15 protein-coding genes and 1 CRISPR repeat array are annotated in these 15,103 nt (G+C 53.3%); of the genes, 11 read left to right on the forward strand and 4 right to left on the reverse strand.

Annotation, left to right across the window (positions count from 1 at the left end):
• Window position 1 precedes the first annotated feature (1 nt).
• Complete coding sequence (nucS, locus tag A3L09_RS00770) at window positions 2-760, forward strand: endonuclease NucS (protein ID WP_088857161.1); 759 nt, start codon at window positions 2-4, stop codon at window positions 758-760.
• Here the strand turns inward: nucS and A3L09_RS00775 are convergent.
• Both A3L09_RS00775 and A3L09_RS00780 read right to left on the reverse strand, forming a co-directional pair.
• Complete coding sequence (locus A3L09_RS00775; RefSeq protein WP_088857162.1) at window positions 757-1,140, reverse strand: DUF473 domain-containing protein; 384 nt, start codon at window positions 1,138-1,140, stop codon at window positions 757-759. The genes nucS and A3L09_RS00775 overlap by 4 nt on opposite strands.
• Window positions 1,141-1,149: 9 nt before the next feature.
• A complete protein-coding gene (locus A3L09_RS00780; RefSeq protein WP_088857163.1) occupies window positions 1,150-1,878 on the reverse strand; it encodes a proteasome assembly chaperone family protein in 729 nt (242 codons plus the stop codon).
• Window positions 1,879-1,992: 114 nt separating this feature from the next.
• Between A3L09_RS00780 and A3L09_RS00785 the strand changes: the two genes are divergently transcribed.
• The 3 genes from A3L09_RS00785 to A3L09_RS00795 all read left to right on the forward strand — a co-directional run bounded on the left by A3L09_RS00785 (window position 1,993) and on the right by A3L09_RS00795 (window position 7,030).
• Window positions 1,993-2,766 (forward strand): S-methyl-5'-thioadenosine phosphorylase, encoded by a 774-nt coding sequence (locus A3L09_RS00785; RefSeq protein WP_088857164.1) that lies wholly within the window; start codon window positions 1,993-1,995, stop codon window positions 2,764-2,766.
• A 106-nt stretch (window positions 2,767-2,872) separates the two neighbouring features.
• On the forward strand, window positions 2,873-3,337 hold the full coding sequence (locus A3L09_RS00790; RefSeq protein ID WP_088857165.1) for a thermonuclease family protein: 465 nt from the start codon (window positions 2,873-2,875) through the stop codon (window positions 3,335-3,337).
• Between the two features lie 573 nt (window positions 3,338-3,910).
• Window positions 3,911-5,555: a CRISPR direct-repeat array (repeat unit 30 nt; unit sequence GTTGCAATAAGACTCTAGGAGAATTGAAAG).
• Between the two features lie 200 nt (window positions 5,556-5,755).
• Complete coding sequence (locus tag A3L09_RS00795; RefSeq protein ID WP_088857166.1) at window positions 5,756-7,030, forward strand: amidohydrolase family protein; 1,275 nt, start codon at window positions 5,756-5,758, stop codon at window positions 7,028-7,030.
• Window positions 7,031-7,051: 21 nt separating this feature from the next.
• Here the strand turns inward: A3L09_RS00795 and A3L09_RS00800 are convergent, their stop codons facing one another.
• Both A3L09_RS00800 and A3L09_RS00805 read right to left on the reverse strand, forming a co-directional pair.
• Window positions 7,052-7,339, reverse strand: a complete 288-nt coding sequence (locus A3L09_RS00800; protein WP_088857167.1) for a hypothetical protein — start codon at window positions 7,337-7,339, stop codon at window positions 7,052-7,054.
• A gap of 75 nt (window positions 7,340-7,414) precedes the next feature.
• Entirely contained in the window at window positions 7,415-8,293 is an 879-nt protein-coding gene (locus A3L09_RS00805; protein ID WP_088857168.1) for an ADP-dependent ribose-1-phosphate kinase, read from the reverse strand.
• 179 nt (window positions 8,294-8,472) lie between these two features.
• On the opposite strand from A3L09_RS00805, the gene A3L09_RS00810 reads away from it, so the two are divergent.
• The 7 genes from A3L09_RS00810 to A3L09_RS00840 are packed head-to-tail and all read left to right on the forward strand — an operon-like array spanning window position 8,473 to window position 15,099.
• Entirely contained in the window at window positions 8,473-8,784 is a 312-nt protein-coding gene (locus A3L09_RS00810; RefSeq protein WP_088857169.1) for a V-type ATP synthase subunit H, read from the forward strand.
• A gap of 2 nt (window positions 8,785-8,786) precedes the next feature.
• Window positions 8,787-10,793 carry a V-type ATP synthase subunit I gene (locus tag A3L09_RS00815; protein ID WP_088857170.1) on the forward strand — a complete coding sequence of 669 codons (2,007 nt, stop codon included), beginning with the start codon at window positions 8,787-8,789 and terminating at the stop codon, window positions 10,791-10,793.
• Between the two features lie 15 nt (window positions 10,794-10,808).
• Window positions 10,809-11,282, forward strand: a complete 474-nt coding sequence (locus A3L09_RS00820; protein WP_088857171.1) for a V-type ATP synthase subunit K — start codon at window positions 10,809-10,811, stop codon at window positions 11,280-11,282.
• 42 nt (window positions 11,283-11,324) lie between these two features.
• The gene (locus A3L09_RS00825; protein WP_088857172.1) at window positions 11,325-11,918 is read left to right on the forward strand and encodes a V-type ATP synthase subunit E; all 594 of its coding nucleotides are present in this window, start codon (window positions 11,325-11,327) and stop codon (window positions 11,916-11,918) included.
• A gap of 5 nt (window positions 11,919-11,923) precedes the next feature.
• Window positions 11,924-13,030, forward strand: coding sequence for a V-type ATP synthase subunit C (locus A3L09_RS00830; protein WP_088857173.1), 1,107 nt, complete (start codon window positions 11,924-11,926; stop codon window positions 13,028-13,030).
• Window positions 13,027-13,335 carry a V-type ATP synthase subunit F gene (locus A3L09_RS00835; RefSeq protein WP_088857174.1) on the forward strand — a complete coding sequence of 103 codons (309 nt, stop codon included), beginning with the start codon at window positions 13,027-13,029 and terminating at the stop codon, window positions 13,333-13,335. The genes A3L09_RS00830 and A3L09_RS00835 overlap by 4 nt, the downstream gene beginning before the upstream one ends.
• 6 nt (window positions 13,336-13,341) lie before the next feature.
• Window positions 13,342-15,099 carry an ATP synthase subunit A gene (locus tag A3L09_RS00840; RefSeq protein WP_088857175.1) on the forward strand — a complete coding sequence of 586 codons (1,758 nt, stop codon included), beginning with the start codon at window positions 13,342-13,344 and terminating at the stop codon, window positions 15,097-15,099.
• The last annotated feature ends 4 nt before the right edge of the window (window positions 15,100-15,103 follow it).

A 15,103-nucleotide genomic window follows, 5' to 3' on the forward strand; every position in this document is an offset into this window, starting at 1 on the left:
CATGCACAAGGATAAGGTCGTTGTTTCAGTCAACCCATCGCGCGAGGAGCTTATCAGGATAGTTGATTCGGGCCTTCTGAGCGAGGCCATAATCACGGTCTTCGCCCGCTGTAGGGTTCACTACGACGGCAGGGCCAAGAGCGAGCTAGGTCCGGGTGACAGGGTGATCGTAATCAAACCTGACGGTTCTTTCCTCATCCACCAGAGCAAGAAGAGGGAGCCCGTAAACTGGCAGCCGCCGGGAAGCAGGGTACGGCTTGAACTCAGGGAAAACCCCGTTCTCGTGTCTATTAGGAGAAAACCCAGGGAGACCCTTGAGGTCGAGCTTGAGGAGGTTTACATGGTTTCCCTCTTCCGCGCCGAGGACTACGAGGAGCTGGCACTAACCGGAAGCGAGGCAGAAATGGCCGAACTCATCTTTGAAAGACCAGAACTCATCGAACCCGGGTTCAAACCCCTCTTCCGGGAAAAGCAGATAAAGCACGGCATAGTTGACATCCTGGGCAGGGATTCCAGTGGTAATCTCGTTGTCCTTGAGCTGAAGCGCAGGAGAGCCGAACTTCACGCGGTAAGCCAGCTGAAGCGCTACGTCGAGGCTTTGAGGGAGGAGCACGGCAATGGGGTTAGGGGCATCCTCGTGGCCCCTTCATTGACCTCTGGGGCCAAGAGGCTCCTAGAAGAAGAGGGTTTGGAGTTCAGGAAGCTGGAGCCCCCTAAGAGGGATCGGAAAAGCAGGGGAAGACAGACCACACTGGTTTAGCCCATCCCCATCTCGTGGGGCATCATCTCCCTCACTTTCACAACCACCGTTGAGTTCCGCTTTTCAATTGAGACGACCCTTCCGAGGCCGAGGAGCTTTACCCTGGCCCTGCAAACGGTGATCTCCCTCTCGTCGCTTTCCTCCCAGGGTATCCTCGTGTCCATCTCTTCAGCCTTCACGAGCTCGGCTATTAGTCCCTCTGATCCAGCTCTTACGTCGCTGAAAGGCTCGTAGGTTAAGAAGAGGATGCCTGGGCCGTTTAGGGCCTTCTCTACGGCCAGGACGTTCCTTGCGCTTCTAACTTCTACGGTTCTGTATGGGTTCCTCATAAGCTCGTCCAGAACGCGCCGGGCTATTCCGGCCAGCAGTACCGCCTCCATGCTCTCACCTCACAGGTAGATGCTTTCGTACTGTTTCTGGGCCCTCTGTCTGGCCTGCTCCATCTGCTCGTGCATCTTCCTGAGCTGTTCCTCTATGGCCCTGGCTTCTTGGAGGAGAGGCTCGGTGCTGAACTCAAGGCCAGTGAGCTTCTTGACGACCTCCAAAACGTTTGCCGCCGCCCGTGGATCCGGCCTGTCTCCGAAGGTCTCCCCCAGCAGCACGCAGGACTTGATGCCTGCCTTTGCTGTCTCCCACAGCAGCTTCCCGCTCATCCCCATTATCGACCCGTACTGGAGTATCTTAACCCCGTTGCTTTGGAGCTCTTTGTTGAGCTCTTCCGTGGCTCCGACCCCCCACACTTCCATCTTCTCCTTGAAGAACCCAATGCCTATGCCCCCCATGGATATAGCCCTGGCAGTTCCGGCATTGAGGAGGTACCTTGTCAGCTCCTTGGCTATCTCGTTGACGAGGGTAGGCGGGACGTAAACGTCTGCCACCGCCACTATGATGTTGTCCTTACCGTAGAAGCGGAGAGGCGGATTGGGCTTCCCCTCCAGTATCATTGCCATCGGCGGGAGGAACGGGCTCTCCACGTAGCCTATCATGTCCATGCCGAGCTCCTTTGCCAGAAAGTTGGCCGCTATGTGTCCCACGAGGCCGACCCCGGGGTAGCCCTCTATGAGGATGGGGTTATCCACCTCTGGAAGAACGAGCTGGACGGGTTTTTCGTTCTCCATCCTCTCACCCCTATGCAATTTAGTTCCTAAAGGTTATCAAATTTTCGGAGCTGTCTTTCCACTGGAAAGGCAACCCTTAAATAACTCGGACGCTATTTTTACAGGGTGATGTCTATGGTGAAGATCGGTATCATCGGCGGTTCAGGCGTTTACGGCGTCTTCGAGCCGAAGGAGACCGTCAAGGTGCACACCCCCTACGGAAGACCCTCGGCTCCAGTGGAAATCGGGGAGATAGAGGGCGTTGAGGTTGCCTTCATCCCGAGGCACGGCAAGCACCACGAGTTCCCGCCACATGAAGTTCCATACCGGGCCAATATCTGGGCGCTTAAGGAGCTCGGCGTCGAGAGGGTTATCGGAATTACAGCCGTAGGCTCCCTCCGTGAGGAGTACAAGCCCGGTGATATAGTCATAACCGACCAGTTCATAGATTTCACAAAGAAGCGCGACTACACATTCTACAACGGGCCGCGCGTTGCCCACGTTTCCATGGCCGATCCCTTCTGCCCGGAGATGCGGAGGATATTCTACGAGACTGCCAAAGAGCTCGGCTTCCCAGTCCACGAGAAGGGCACCTACGTCTGCATTGAAGGTCCACGCTTCTCAACGAGGGCGGAGAGCTTTATGTTCCGTCAGTACGCCCACATCATTGGAATGACCCTCGTCCCTGAGATAAACCTCGCGCGCGAGCTCGGAATGTGCTACGCCAACATAGCGACGGTTACCGACTACGACGTCTGGGCAGACAAGCCGGTAGATGCCCAGGAAGTCCTCAAGGTCATGGCTGAGAACAACTACAAGGTGCAGGAGCTCCTCAAGAGGGCCGTCCCGAGGATTCCGGAGGAGAGGAAGTGCGGCTGCGCCGATGTCCTCAAGACGATGTTCGTCTGATTTCGTTGTCTTTTTCTTGTCTGTTTTTTGTAGATTTTGCATTTGTGTTGACATCCCAGACGTAAAACACTTAAGCGGCCTCTTTAATTTTCATTGGTGATCTCAAATGAGGCGCGCTGTAATTGTATTCGCTGCGCTGGTGGTTTTTGTTCTTCTGGGTTCGGGCTTCGTCTCTGCCTATGAGTTCCAGGCCTACGGAAAGGTTACCAGGGTCATCGACGGCGACACCGTTTGGTTCTACTCCTACTACGGCTACCGCGCAGGGGAGAGCTTCAAAGTCCGCTTTGCCGACATAAACGCGCCGGAGATCTACACGCAGGAGGGGCAGGAGTCGAAGGCCGCTCTTCAGTGGCTCTTTGACAACTACGGCTACTACGTCTACCTCGACGTCGATGACGTTTACGAGACCGACCACTACGGAAGGGTGGTTGCGGTCGTCTACCTACCGTTCTGGGACTACGGCTACGCCCTCAACGTAAACGAATGGCTCGTGGAGAGCGGCTATGCCTCCATCTGGAACCACTACAACGAGTTCAACCCCTACTCCTGGAGCCTCTGGGTTCCGATTTGAACCTATTTCCATTTTATACTTCGAAGGTGATTTTCCCCGGAGACTTTGAGGAAAGCTGACCTGTGCTCATTAAAACTAACCGTTATTTGGGCTTGTTTTTGTTTGTATCACGTTTTAAGAGGTTTTAATTGCTTTTTTTGGACTTTGTGGTCCCTTAATATACAAAAGACGTGTTTTGTCGGATTTTGAAGTCTAAAGTAACCCCGAGTTATTTTGTATTATTTGTTACGTTTTTAAGAATTCATTGTAACGAAAATTTTTCGAAAAAACGGACAAAGCATGCAACGAGCTAGAAATCATAAGTATCCCGTGGAAAACGTTCTTTTTCTGCTTTTGTCTATTCATAATCGAGTTTTCTCCGTTTAAATTCCTCTATTTTCTCTGGGAGTCTTGTGGACATTTGTGTTCATGCTCTTAAAGGGGAAATGAAATTTTTGATATCTCTGCTTTTGCCTCTGAGAGGGTTGCAAATCAGGGCGGCTCTGGGCCCTTTTGAGGCCCCTTTGGGAAAAGGCTTATAAAATTGGGGACCTCTTATTATTTCATCTGGCAAAAGAAGGAAAAATCTGCCCTGTTGCAATAAGACTCTAGGAGAATTGAAAGTGAGGAATTGTGGGTAGTTGTAAACGGCGTAGCTTTGTTGCAATAAGACTCTAGGAGAATTGAAAGTCTTAAGCTTCCCAGAGTCGTTAGTGAACTTTATGTTTACGTTGCAATAAGACTCTAGGAGAATTGAAAGTCTTAAAGAGAACTACGCTCTCGCCCTCGAATTCTTTACGTTGCAATAAGACTCTAGGAGAATTGAAAGTCATGTTCACGAAGTTGTAAGCGTGCCTACTAACAGTTGCAATAAGACTCTAGGAGAATTGAAAGCGAGCCATCTCTTTTCAATGCCCCTATCTTCGACACCGTTGCAATAAGACTCTAGGAGAATTGAAAGTGAAGCCTGTATTTCCGAGGAAGCTCCTTTCTAATGGCCAGTTGCAATAAGACTCTAGGAGAATTGAAAGAAGCGTTTCCGAGGGTTATGGATTTTGCTACTGTCTTAGTTGCAATAAGACTCTAGGAGAATTGAAAGTTACCGGGTCGTCGGCCCTCCCCTCGGCATTCTTCAAGTTGCAATAAGACTCTAGGAGAATTGAAAGTCATGCTCCCGGAGGAGTATTAGAGGTGATGAAAATGAGTTGCAATAAGACTCTAGGAGAATTGAAAGGCAGAGGGTAGACGGTAGAAATACAGAGCTTAGTAGTTGCAATAAGACTCTAGGAGAATTGAAAGCTTTTGCTTAGCCCTCTTCCGCTGCTTCTTTCCTTTCTGGTTGCAATAAGACTCTAGGAGAATTGAAAGCTTTTGCTTAGCCCTCTTCCGCTGCTTCTTTCCTTTCTGGTTGCAATAAGACTCTAGGAGAATTGAAAGACTCCTCTTTTTCCGATGTAGCAAATACGCGATTATCGTTGCAATAAGACTCTAGGAGAATTGAAAGTTATCAGCCACAAGAACGCGAAAAAGAACACTCCCGTTGCAATAAGACTCTAGGAGAATTGAAAGCCAGTTCCTCCATCTTCTTCCTGACAACCTCCACCTGTTGCAATAAGACTCTAGGAGAATTGAAAGGTCGCGTGGGAACTCGACGACTTGCGTGTTTCTATCGTTGCAATAAGACTCTAGGAGAATTGAAAGATTGCGAGGCCGACCGTGCTGGTTATTGGGATCTCGGTTGCAATAAGACTCTAGGAGAATTGAAAGTCCTGTCGGCAGTTTCCAGCCCGAAGCGCTCCGCTATGTTGCAATAAGACTCTAGGAGAATTGAAAGATTGTAGTGAGCGCATTGATCTTCTTCGGGACCTTGTGTTGCAATAAGACTCTAGGAGAATTGAAAGCAAGGATGGGGCAGAATGAGCACAGGGACAAAAGACTTGTTGCAATAAGACTCTAGGAGAATTGAAAGATTGTAGTGAGCGCATTGATCTTCTTCGGGACCTTGTGTTGCAATAAGACTCTAGGAGAATTGAAAGTGACCTTGTAATAAACCACGTCGCCGAATTTGCTCGGAGTTGCAATAAGACTCTAGGAGAATTGAAAGTCGGACTCTTCATCATAGTCGGCATGGTGGCCTTCGGCGTTGCAATAAGACTCTAGGAGAATTGAAAGCTTTCTCAGCCTCAAGAGCCTTCAGTGTCGCCGTTTTGTTGCAATAAGACTCTAGGAGAATTGAAAGACGTCTTTCGCGCCCTTTTTGAGGCCGCGCTTATAAGGTTGCAATAAATTAGACATGAAAAATAGAGGCCAATTGTGGGTTAAGGGTGGGATCTGGAGTTCTGCTTTTCTTGATGACATGGGAGGGGCGGGGGGGTCCCCTGAAAACCTTTTTAACTTCCACCGGAAACAAAGCTTTTCAAAGGGGTTAAGGTGGTGCTCATGAGCATTCTCATCAAAAACGGCCTGGTTGTCTACGGCGAGGATCTAAACGTGGTTAATGCGGATGTCCTCATAGAGGGCAACAGGATAGCCAAAGTGGCGAAGAACATCAGGGAGGGCGCCGACACGGTGATCGACGCGAGCGGCAGGGTGGTTTCTCCCGGCTTCGTGAACCTCCACACGCACTCTCCGATGGGCCTTCTTCGCGGTCTTGCCGACGACCTGCCCCTTATGGAGTGGCTTGAGAAGCACATCTGGCCTAGAGAAGCTAAACTGACGAGGGAAGCCATTAAGGCCGGCGCCTATCTCGGGGCCCTTGAGATGATAAAGACCGGCACCACGGCCTTCCTGGACATGTACTTCCACATGGACGCCGTCGGGGAAGCCGTTCTGGAATCCGGCCTGAGGGGATATCTGGGATACGGTATGATAGACCTAGGTGACCCTGAGAGGACCGAAAAGGAAGTGAAAGAGGCCCTGCGCGAGATGAGGGAAATAGAAAAGCTTGAATCAGACAGGATCCAGTTCGTTTTTGGACCGCATGCACCGTACACCTGCTCCCTTGCCCTGCTTAAAGAGGTGAGAAAACTCGCGGACGAGCACGGGAAGCTCATAACGATACACGTGAGCGAGACCATGAGTGAGGTCGGTAGAATCCAGGAGCGCTACGGAAAAAGTCCTGTGGTTCTCCTCGACGACATAGGCTTCCTTGGTAAGGACGTCATCATCGCCCACGGCGTCTGGCTCGACAGCAGGGACGTTCAAATACTGGCGAGAAACGGCGTCACCGTCGCCCACAATCCAGGCTCAAACATGAAGCTCGCCAGCGGCGTCATGCCGATAGGGAAGCTCCTCAACGCCGGCGTTAACATCGGCCTCGGCACTGACGGGAGCGCCAGCAACAACAACCTTGACATGCTTGAGGAGATGAAGCTGGCCGCGCTCCTCCACAAGGTTCACAACCTAGACCCCACGATAGCCGATGCAAGCACTGTTTTCAGGATGGCCACGCAGAACGGGGCCAGGGCCCTCAACCTGAAGGCGGGGGTAATAAAGGAGGGCTACCTAGCTGACATCGCGGTGATAGACTTCAACCGGCCCCACTTAAGGCCGATCAACAACGTGGTGAGCCATCTGGTTTATTCTGCCAACGGGAACGACGTGGAGACGACGATAGTGGACGGGAGGATCCTGATGCTCGATGGCGAAGTGCTCACCCTCGACGAGGAGAAAGTACTTGAGAAAGCGGAGAAAGTCGTGGAAAGCCTCCTCTGAGAACTTTGGGAAAACGGGGGTTCATCCCCCGAAGTACTCCTGAACGAGCTCCTTCGCGGAGGGCTTGTGTAGTTCGAGAACCTCTATTTTTTCTATAACGTTTCCCTCCCTGAGCTTGAGTTTGACCTTGCCCCCGTAGACCTGGAGGTCATCGAGCATGCCGTATACCGCGTCCTCGGCTTCCAGGGGTGTTTTGAACTTCATAATGTACTCCTCACCTTCCGAAAGGATGAGCTTGATCCAGTACTCGTTTTTCCTCTTGAAGGGCCTCGTCACCTTCGGCTTGAAGTTCTCAATGACTATTTCCACGGGACCACCTCCGCGTTTAATGATCTTCAGCCTCTCTAAACCTTTTAGGCTTTGAATTTTTAAGGGTTCCCATCCCTAAAACGGAAGGTTGAGACCTAGTTCCATACTCTTCTCGATTATTTTTTCCAGTGGAACCACCGCGCTCCTCGCCCCCACCTTTTGGACGGTCAGATAAGCCAGCAGCATTCCGAGCTTCGCCGAATCCCTGAGCCGCCATCCCTTCAGGACGCCGTAGATGACCCCGGCCGCGAAGGAATCCCCCGCTCCCGTCGAATCGACGACCTTCGCGCTCAGGCCCCTTATCTCTTCAACGTTCCCTTTGACGTCTCTAATGATGGCCCCTCCTCCGTTGAGGGTTATCACAAGGTTTTTGGAGCTGCACAGGTTCGGATCAAGGGAGCCGAACTTCCTCCTGTACTCGTCCTCGTTCATGAGCAGATAATCTATCTCCCCTTCCACGTCCTTTGGGAGCTCTGCCTCCCCTATGTCCACCGAAACGAGTATCCCTTCCTCTTTGGCTATTGAAACGGCCTTCCTGATGGTCTCCACTGGGTTGGAGGATAGGTGTATGAGCCTAGCCTTTTTTATGTACTCCCTATCAAGGGTTTTGAACCTGTTGGCCCCGGGGTACTTCACTATCCTCTTGTCCTCGCCGTGGATCATCGCGACTGCCACTCCCGAGGGCTCGTCCACGACCTTTATCCCAGAAGTGTCCACCCCTATGATTTGGAAATACCTTATGTGGGCCTCCCCTATCTCGTCCCTTCCAACTGCTCCTATAAACCCAGTTTTCAGCCCCATGTGGGCGAGCCAGGTTATAGTGTTTCCAGCCGCGCCGCCCAGGCCGAAGACCGCATTTTTCGCGTTCACCTTCTCGTGGAACTCTGGGAAGTGGTCGATGAGCATTATGATGTCGTAGTTGAGGTTTCCGATCCCCACGACGTCCAGCTCCATGTTCCCTCACCTTTTTGGCTGTTAGGGGTAGTCGTTTATCTATTTTGCGATCTTCAAGTGAAGGGCTCTTTTTTCCAAACGTCTTTCATATAAATCCCGAGCACCACAAATTATTTAAAGTGGGTTAGGCTAGCCAAAACGGAAACTGAGCCTGTTTTCAATATCATGGGGGGCCGATCATGGAGGACGTCATCAAGCGCATTGTTGATGCGGAAAAGGAGGCAGAGGCGCGGATTGAGGCTGCAAAGGGCGAGGCTAAAAAGATCGTTGAGGAAGCTAAGGCAGAAGCTAAAGTTATTGAGAACGAGATCCTTGAGAAGGCCAGGAAAGATGGAGAGGAGCTAGTTGAAAGGGCCAGAAAAGAGGGGGAGGAAGAGGCCAGGAGGATCCTTGAGGATGGGGAGAAAGAAATAGAGGACATGAAGGTCAAAGCCACCCAGAACTTTGAGAAAGCTGTTTCCGCCGCTATAGAACTTGTGAGAGGGAGTTGAGCATGTTCAAGCCCGCTCCTATGCTGAAGGTCGAGCTCATAACCCTCGAGAGGTACAGGGACAGGTTGCTCACCTATCTACATGAGGCCGGAGTCCTTGAGATAAGGGAGGTCAACGTTGGAATAGCCCAGCGCGACGCCCCCAACGAGTTCTACAGGAAGGCCGCCTCCTACGCCATAACCATATCCAGGATGGCCGAGTTCCTGAAGGCCCACCTTCCAAAGAAGGGCGGTGGGCTGAGGGAGTTCATATTTCCGCCTGAACCAAAGAAGAGGGAGTACCCCTATAGGAGCATTGAGGAGCTCATAAAGGACACCGAGAGGTTCCTTGGGGAAGTGGAGCCGGTCATCCGTTCCGTCGAGGCGAAGATAAACTCGATAAACACCGAGATAGAGAGGATAAAGTCCGACATTGAGACCCTTGAGTTACTCTCACCCTTCAGCATAGACTCGTCTTACCTGAGGCACTCCGGAACCGCGGTCGTCCTCGTTGGGAGTGTGGAGAGGGTTAAGTTCCCGGCCCTTAAGGAGGAGCTTGAGAAGTCCCTCGGGGGCAGGATAGTTATAGTCCCCAAGGAGCTCAAGGACAGCGTTGTTATGGCGGTAGTCTTCCTCTCCAGGGACTACGAGAAGGTAAACCCTGTTCTGGCTAAGTACTCCTTTGAGAGGCTTGAGGTTCCAGAAGGGGAGGGAACGCCCTCAGAACTTCTTGCGGAGTACAGGAGGATGCTCTCCAAAAAATTGGAGGAGCTTGAGGGGGCTCACAAGGAGGCCGCTGAGGTAGCTGAGAAGTACTACGAGGACGTCCGCTTCTACCTTGAGCTCATGGAGAACGAGCGCAACAAGGCCAACGCCCTGGGCATGCTCGCTAGGACTAACATGACCTTTGCCCTTACCGGGTGGGTTCCAAAAGAGGATGCTAAGAAGGTTGAGGATGGGGTTAAGGAGATCACCGGCGGAAAGGTCTACATAAACTTCAGGGAGCCAAGCCCGGAGGAGCTCGACGAGATACCAATAAAGCTCAGGAACCCTGGATGGGCCAGACCCTTCGAGATGCTCACGGAGATGTACGGCATGCCCAAGTACAACGAGATAGATCCCACGCCCATAATAGCGTTCACCTATTCGTTCTTCTTCGGCTTCATGCTCACCGACTTCCTCTACGGTCTCATAGTCGGCATCGTCGCGGCTTTACTCGTCAAGGGGCACAAGAAGTTCGACGACGGCACCTACAAGTTCTCCTACACGCTCCTCTGGAGCTCGTTCTTCACGATGCTCATGGGAGCCCTCTTCGGCAGCTTCTTCGGCAACGCCCTCGACATCGTGGGTGCAAGTCTAACCGGGAACCCGAACTTCGCAATGTGGCGCATAACCGACCCGCTCAAGGATCCGATGTTCGTGCTCATACTGGCGCTGGCGATAGGCCTCGCCCACCTCTTCGTGGGCTACACGCTGGGCTTCATAGTCAAGTGGAAGAACGGGGAGAAGAAGGGAGCGCTCTTCGACCAGCTGTCATGGATGCTCATCATACTAGCCATAGTGCTCTTCGCAACGGGAAAGGACGTTCCAGCGTTCATGAGCGGTGCCAAGGCCCTCTTTGGGGTGGGCATAGTGCTCTTCGCAATAGGTGAGGTCGTGAACAACGGAGGCCTTGCCGCGCTCCTAATAATCTCGGACTTCTTCGGCTTCGTCGGAACGTGGCTCAGCTACGCCCGTTTAATGGCCCTTGCACTGGCAACCAGCGGAATAGCGATGGTCATCAACGTCCTGGTTCAGATGATCTGGGGCATCAAGTTCCTCTACATAGGCCCGATACTGGGTGTGATATTGTTCTTCGGTGGCCAGCTGTTTTCAACGGCCATAAACGCCCTCGGAGCCTTCGTTCACTCTCTCCGTCTTCAGTACGTTGAGTTTTTTGGGACGTTCTACTCAGGTGATGGCAAGCCCTTCGAGCCCTTCAGGGCTAGGAGGGAAGTTTCAAAACTTAAGGTCGAAACCGGAACTGAATGAGGAGGTGTTTGAAGTATGGAACCGATAGTTTACGTATCCCTCGGAGCGGCACTCGCCGCGGGTCTTGCCGGAGCCGCCTCGGCTTTCGGTGTAGGTGTTGCAGGTGCAGCGGCTGCAGGAGCAGTGGCAGAGGACGAGAAGAACTTCAAGAACGCCCTCATCCTTGAGGGTCTGCCAATGACCCAGAGCATCTACGGGCTCATCACACTGTTCCTCATCCTGATGAGCTCGGGAATCATCGGCGGTAGCTTCAAGTTCGAACACGACCTCATCAAGAGCGCCATCCTCATGGGCGCTGGTCTTACCGTTGGCCTCACCGGCCTCTCGGCTATCCCGCAGGGTATCATCTCTGGTGCCAGCATCGGTGCCGTAGCCAAGAACCCGAAGACCTTCACCCAGGGCATCATCTTCGCCGCTATGGCCGAGACCATGGCCATCTTCGGTCTCGTCGGTGCCCTCATCATGATAGCCACCGGCGTTGGCCTCTGAGCCTCTACTTTCCCTTTCCATTCAGACAACGGAGGAAGGAAGATGGAGGGTGCAGAACTCATCATCCAGGAGATCCATAAGGAGGCCGAGCAGAAGGTTCAGTATATCCTCAACGAGGCCAGGGAAGAGGCTGAGAAGATCAAGGAGGAGGCGAAGAAGAGGGCGGAGGCCCAGGCTGAGTGGATCCTCAGGAAGGCCAAAACCCAGGCTGACGTTGAGAAGCAGAGGATAATAGCCAACGCGCGGCTTGAAGTTAGGAAGAAGAAGCTCGCGGTGCAGGAGAGCCTCATAAGGGAAGTCCTGAGCGCGCTGGAGGAGAGGCTCGCCAACCTTCCGGAGGATGAGTACTTCGACGTCCTCGTAAAGCTCGTCAGGGAGGCTGTTGAGGAACTCGGCGTCGGCTCCGTCGTCATCCGCTCCAACGAGAGAACCCTGAAGATCATTGAGTCCAGACTCGACGAGCTCTCAAAGGCGGTGGGGGCTGAAATTGATCTCGGCGAGCCGGTGGATGTCATCGGCGGTGTCATCGTTGAGGGCAGGGACGGAAGGGTTAGGGTTGACAACACCTTTGACGCTAGGATAGAGAGGATGGGCAACGAGCTGAGGGCCGAGATAGCCAAGGCTCTCTTCGGGTGAGGGAGATGGGAGCAGAGACGACCGTGACGGCCATACTAGACACGACCCTGGGGGTCATATTCACCTGGCTGGGCTGGAAGACCTACAAGATACTCTGGAAGTACACTCCCTACTCCTACCCGAACGCGAGGATAAACGCAATGGAGGCGAAGCTCCTCAGTGAACAGCGGTTCAACGAGCTGGCCGAGAGCAGGACCCTTCAGAACTTCATAGTCAACCTTGAGGACACTGACTACAAGGCCCATCTCACCTCGGTCCCGGAGGATCCAGTTGAGGTGGAGAAGGCCTTTGAGAGAGCCCTGGCAGCTACGTACCTCCTGATGAAGGAGATCCTCCCCGACAGGGTTAGCGGATTCTTCCGCCTGCTCCTCGAGGAGTGGGACGTCAGGAACATAGCCAACGTTGTTAAGGCCAAGGTCATGGGAGAACCCGCCGTTGACTACGTTATCGACATTGGGACTATGGTTCCCAAGGTCAGGGCAATGGCAGAGGCAAAGACGATGGAGGAAATCCTCGTTATACTCGAAGGCACTCCATACGAGGAATTCTACCAGAAGCTTCTCCTCGGTGAGATCGGTGTCAGTGAGTTTGAGACGGCGCTCTACCGGGTCTACTACTCAAAACTGCTCAACTACGCCATGGAGCGCAAAGACGAGGAGAGAGCGATCCTCGAGGAGTTCGTCAGGACGAAGATAGACATAAGGAACATAATGACCCTGCTGAGGGCCAAGAGGGCGGGCCTTTCCGGCGAGGCTATAAAACCCCACCTGATACCCGGCGGAAGCGTCAGGCTCGACACTGCTTTGAACGTTGACGATCTGGGCATGGCGCTGGCTGAGCTCGACTCCACGAAGTACGGCAGGGCCCTCAGGGATGTCCGTGAGAGGATAGAGAGGGATCTCAGCCTCGTCGAGGTCGTTCTCAGGGATCATCTGATGAAGAGAATGGGCGAGCTCACGAGGTTCTACCCGCTCAGCGTGGCCACGCCCCTAGCGTACGTAATGAAGAAGGAGCGCGAGATCAGGAAGCTTAAGGCCATCGCAAAGCTGATAGCCGATGGTGTTGAGCCCGAGAGGATCAAGGCCATCATAACGGGGGAGGAGTCGTCATGAAGATCGCTGTTATGGGAGACCCCGATACCGCCCTCGGCTTCAGGCTGGCAGGTGTTCACGAGGTTTATTCCTTTGGATCTACCCCTCTCGAACTTGAGAGGGCCAACAACAAGCTCAGGGAGCTTATAGAGAGGGATGATGTCGGCATAATCCTCATAACCGAGGGGTTAGCTCAGAGTATGGACATTCCGGAAGTGAAGTTTCCGATCATCCTTCAGGTGCCGGACAAGTCCGGTTCGAGGTTTGGAGAGGCCCAGCTGAGGGAGATAGTTAGAAGGGCCATAGGTGTTGAGCTGAAGAGGTGAGGCAAGATGGGAAAGATAATCCGTGTTACGGGACCCCTCGTCGTTGCAGACGAGATGAAAGGTTCCAAGATGTATGAGGTCGTTCGCGTCGGCGAAATGGGTCTCATAGGAGAAATCATCCGCCTTGAGGGGGACAGGGCAGTCATCCAGGTTTACGAGGAAACCGCTGGTATAAAGCCAGGTGAACCGGTTGAGGGAACCGGTGCCTCGCTCAGCGTCGAGCTCGGTCCGGGACTGCTTACCGCCATGTACGACGGTATTCAGAGGCCGCTCAACGTTCTTAGGGATTTGAGCGGTGACTTCATAGCCAGGGGTCTTACCGCCCCGGCACTCCCGAGGGATAAGAAGTGGCACTTCACGCCGAAGGTCAAGGTCGGAGACAAGGTTGTAGGTGGAGACATCCTCGGCGTAGTTCCCGAGACCAGCATCATCGAGCACAGAATCCTCGTCCCGCCTTGGGTTGAAGGTGAGATAGTTGAAATAGCGGAAGAAGGTGACTACACCATTGAAGAGGTTATCGCCAAGGTCAAGAAGCCAGACGGGAGCATAGAGGAGCTCAAGATGTACCACCGCTGGCCGGTCCGTGTCAAGAGGCCTTACAAGAACAAGCTCCCGCCTGAGGTTCCGCTCATCACAGGCCAGAGGACAATCGACACCTTCTTCAGCCAGGCCAAGGGTGGAACCGCGGCCATTCCAGGTCCGTTCGGTTCCGGTAAGACCGTCACCCAGCACCAGCTCGCCAAGTGGAGCGACGCACAGGTCGTCGTTTACATCGGTTGCGGTGAGCGCGGTAACGAGATGACCGACGTCCTTGAGGAGTTCCCGAAGCTTAAGGACCCGAAGACCGGAAAGCCGCTCATGGAGAGAACGGTTCTCATAGCGAACACATCGAACATGCCGGTAGCTGCTCGTGAGGCGTCCATCTACACCGGAATCACCATAGCGGAGTACTTCCGCGATCAGGGCTACGATGTGGCCCTTATGGCAGACTCCACCTCGAGATGGGCAGAAGCTTTACGTGAGATATCCGGCCGTCTTGAGGAGATGCCCGGTGAGGAAGGCTACCCGGCATACCTTGCCTCAAAGATAGCGGAGTTCTATGAGAGGGCGGGTCGTGTAATCACCCTCGGAAGCGACGAGAGGATCGGCAGTGTCTCGGTCATAGGTGCCGTTTCACCGCCCGGTGGTGACTTCAGCGAGCCGGTCGTTCAGAACACCCTCCGTGTCGTCAAGGTCTTCTGGGCTCTCGATGCTGACTTGGCAAGGAGAAGGCACTTCCCGGCAATCAACTGGCTGAGAAGCTACTCCCTTTACGTTGACGCCATCCAGGGCTGGTGGCACAAGAACGTTGACCCAGAGTGGAGGAAGATGCGCGACCAAGCCATGGCCCTCCTCCAGAAGGAAGCGGAACTCCAGGAGATAGTCCGTATCGTCGGTCCGGATGCTCTGCCCGACAGGGAGAAGGCGATACTCATTGTTACCAGGATGATACGTGAGGACTACCTGCAGCAGGATGCATTCGACGAGGTTGATACCTACTGCCCGCCGAAGAAGCAGGTCACTATGATGCGCGTTATCCTCAACTTCTACGAGAAGACCATGGAGGCCGTCGACAGGGGGATACCTGTTGACGAGATAGCGAAGCTCCCTGTCAGGGAGAAGATAGGCCGTATGAAGTACGAACCCGACGTCGAGAAGGTTAGGGCGCTCATAGACGAGACAAACGAGCAGTTTGAGGAGCTCTTTAAGAAGTACGGAGCGTGATCCT

The organism is Thermococcus profundus, from assembly GCF_002214585.1.
In the GTDB taxonomy this organism is placed as follows: domain Archaea; phylum Methanobacteriota_B; class Thermococci; order Thermococcales; family Thermococcaceae; genus Thermococcus; species Thermococcus profundus.

Bases quoted from the DNA above. Each gene is read 5' to 3' on its own strand.
- A3L09_RS00825 (WP_088857172.1), top strand. From the start codon at position 11,325: ATGGAGGGTGCAGAACTCATCATCCAGGAGATCCATAAGGAGGCCGAG.
- nucS (WP_088857161.1), top strand. From the start codon at position 2: ATGCACAAGGATAAGGTCGTTGTTTCAGTCAACCCATCGCGCGAGGAG.
- A3L09_RS00810 (WP_088857169.1), top strand. From the start codon at position 8,473: ATGGAGGACGTCATCAAGCGCATTGTTGATGCGGAAAAGGAGGCAGAG.
- A3L09_RS00775 (WP_088857162.1), bottom strand. From the start codon at position 1,140: ATGGAGGCGGTACTGCTGGCCGGAATAGCCCGGCGCGTTCTGGACGAG.
- A3L09_RS00795 (WP_088857166.1), top strand. From the start codon at position 5,756: ATGAGCATTCTCATCAAAAACGGCCTGGTTGTCTACGGCGAGGATCTA.
- A3L09_RS00790 (WP_088857165.1), top strand. From the start codon at position 2,873: ATGAGGCGCGCTGTAATTGTATTCGCTGCGCTGGTGGTTTTTGTTCTT.
- A3L09_RS00815 (WP_088857170.1), top strand. From the start codon at position 8,787: ATGTTCAAGCCCGCTCCTATGCTGAAGGTCGAGCTCATAACCCTCGAG.
- A3L09_RS00835 (WP_088857174.1), top strand. From the start codon at position 13,027: ATGAAGATCGCTGTTATGGGAGACCCCGATACCGCCCTCGGCTTCAGG.
- A3L09_RS00830 (WP_088857173.1), top strand. From the start codon at position 11,924: ATGGGAGCAGAGACGACCGTGACGGCCATACTAGACACGACCCTGGGG.
- A3L09_RS00820 (WP_088857171.1), top strand. From the start codon at position 10,809: ATGGAACCGATAGTTTACGTATCCCTCGGAGCGGCACTCGCCGCGGGT.
- A3L09_RS00785 (WP_088857164.1), top strand. From the start codon at position 1,993: ATGGTGAAGATCGGTATCATCGGCGGTTCAGGCGTTTACGGCGTCTTC.
- A3L09_RS00780 (WP_088857163.1), bottom strand. From the start codon at position 1,878: ATGGAGAACGAAAAACCCGTCCAGCTCGTTCTTCCAGAGGTGGATAAC.
- A3L09_RS00840 (WP_088857175.1), top strand. From the start codon at position 13,342: ATGGGAAAGATAATCCGTGTTACGGGACCCCTCGTCGTTGCAGACGAG.
- A3L09_RS00805 (WP_088857168.1), bottom strand. From the start codon at position 8,293: ATGGAGCTGGACGTCGTGGGGATCGGAAACCTCAACTACGACATCATA.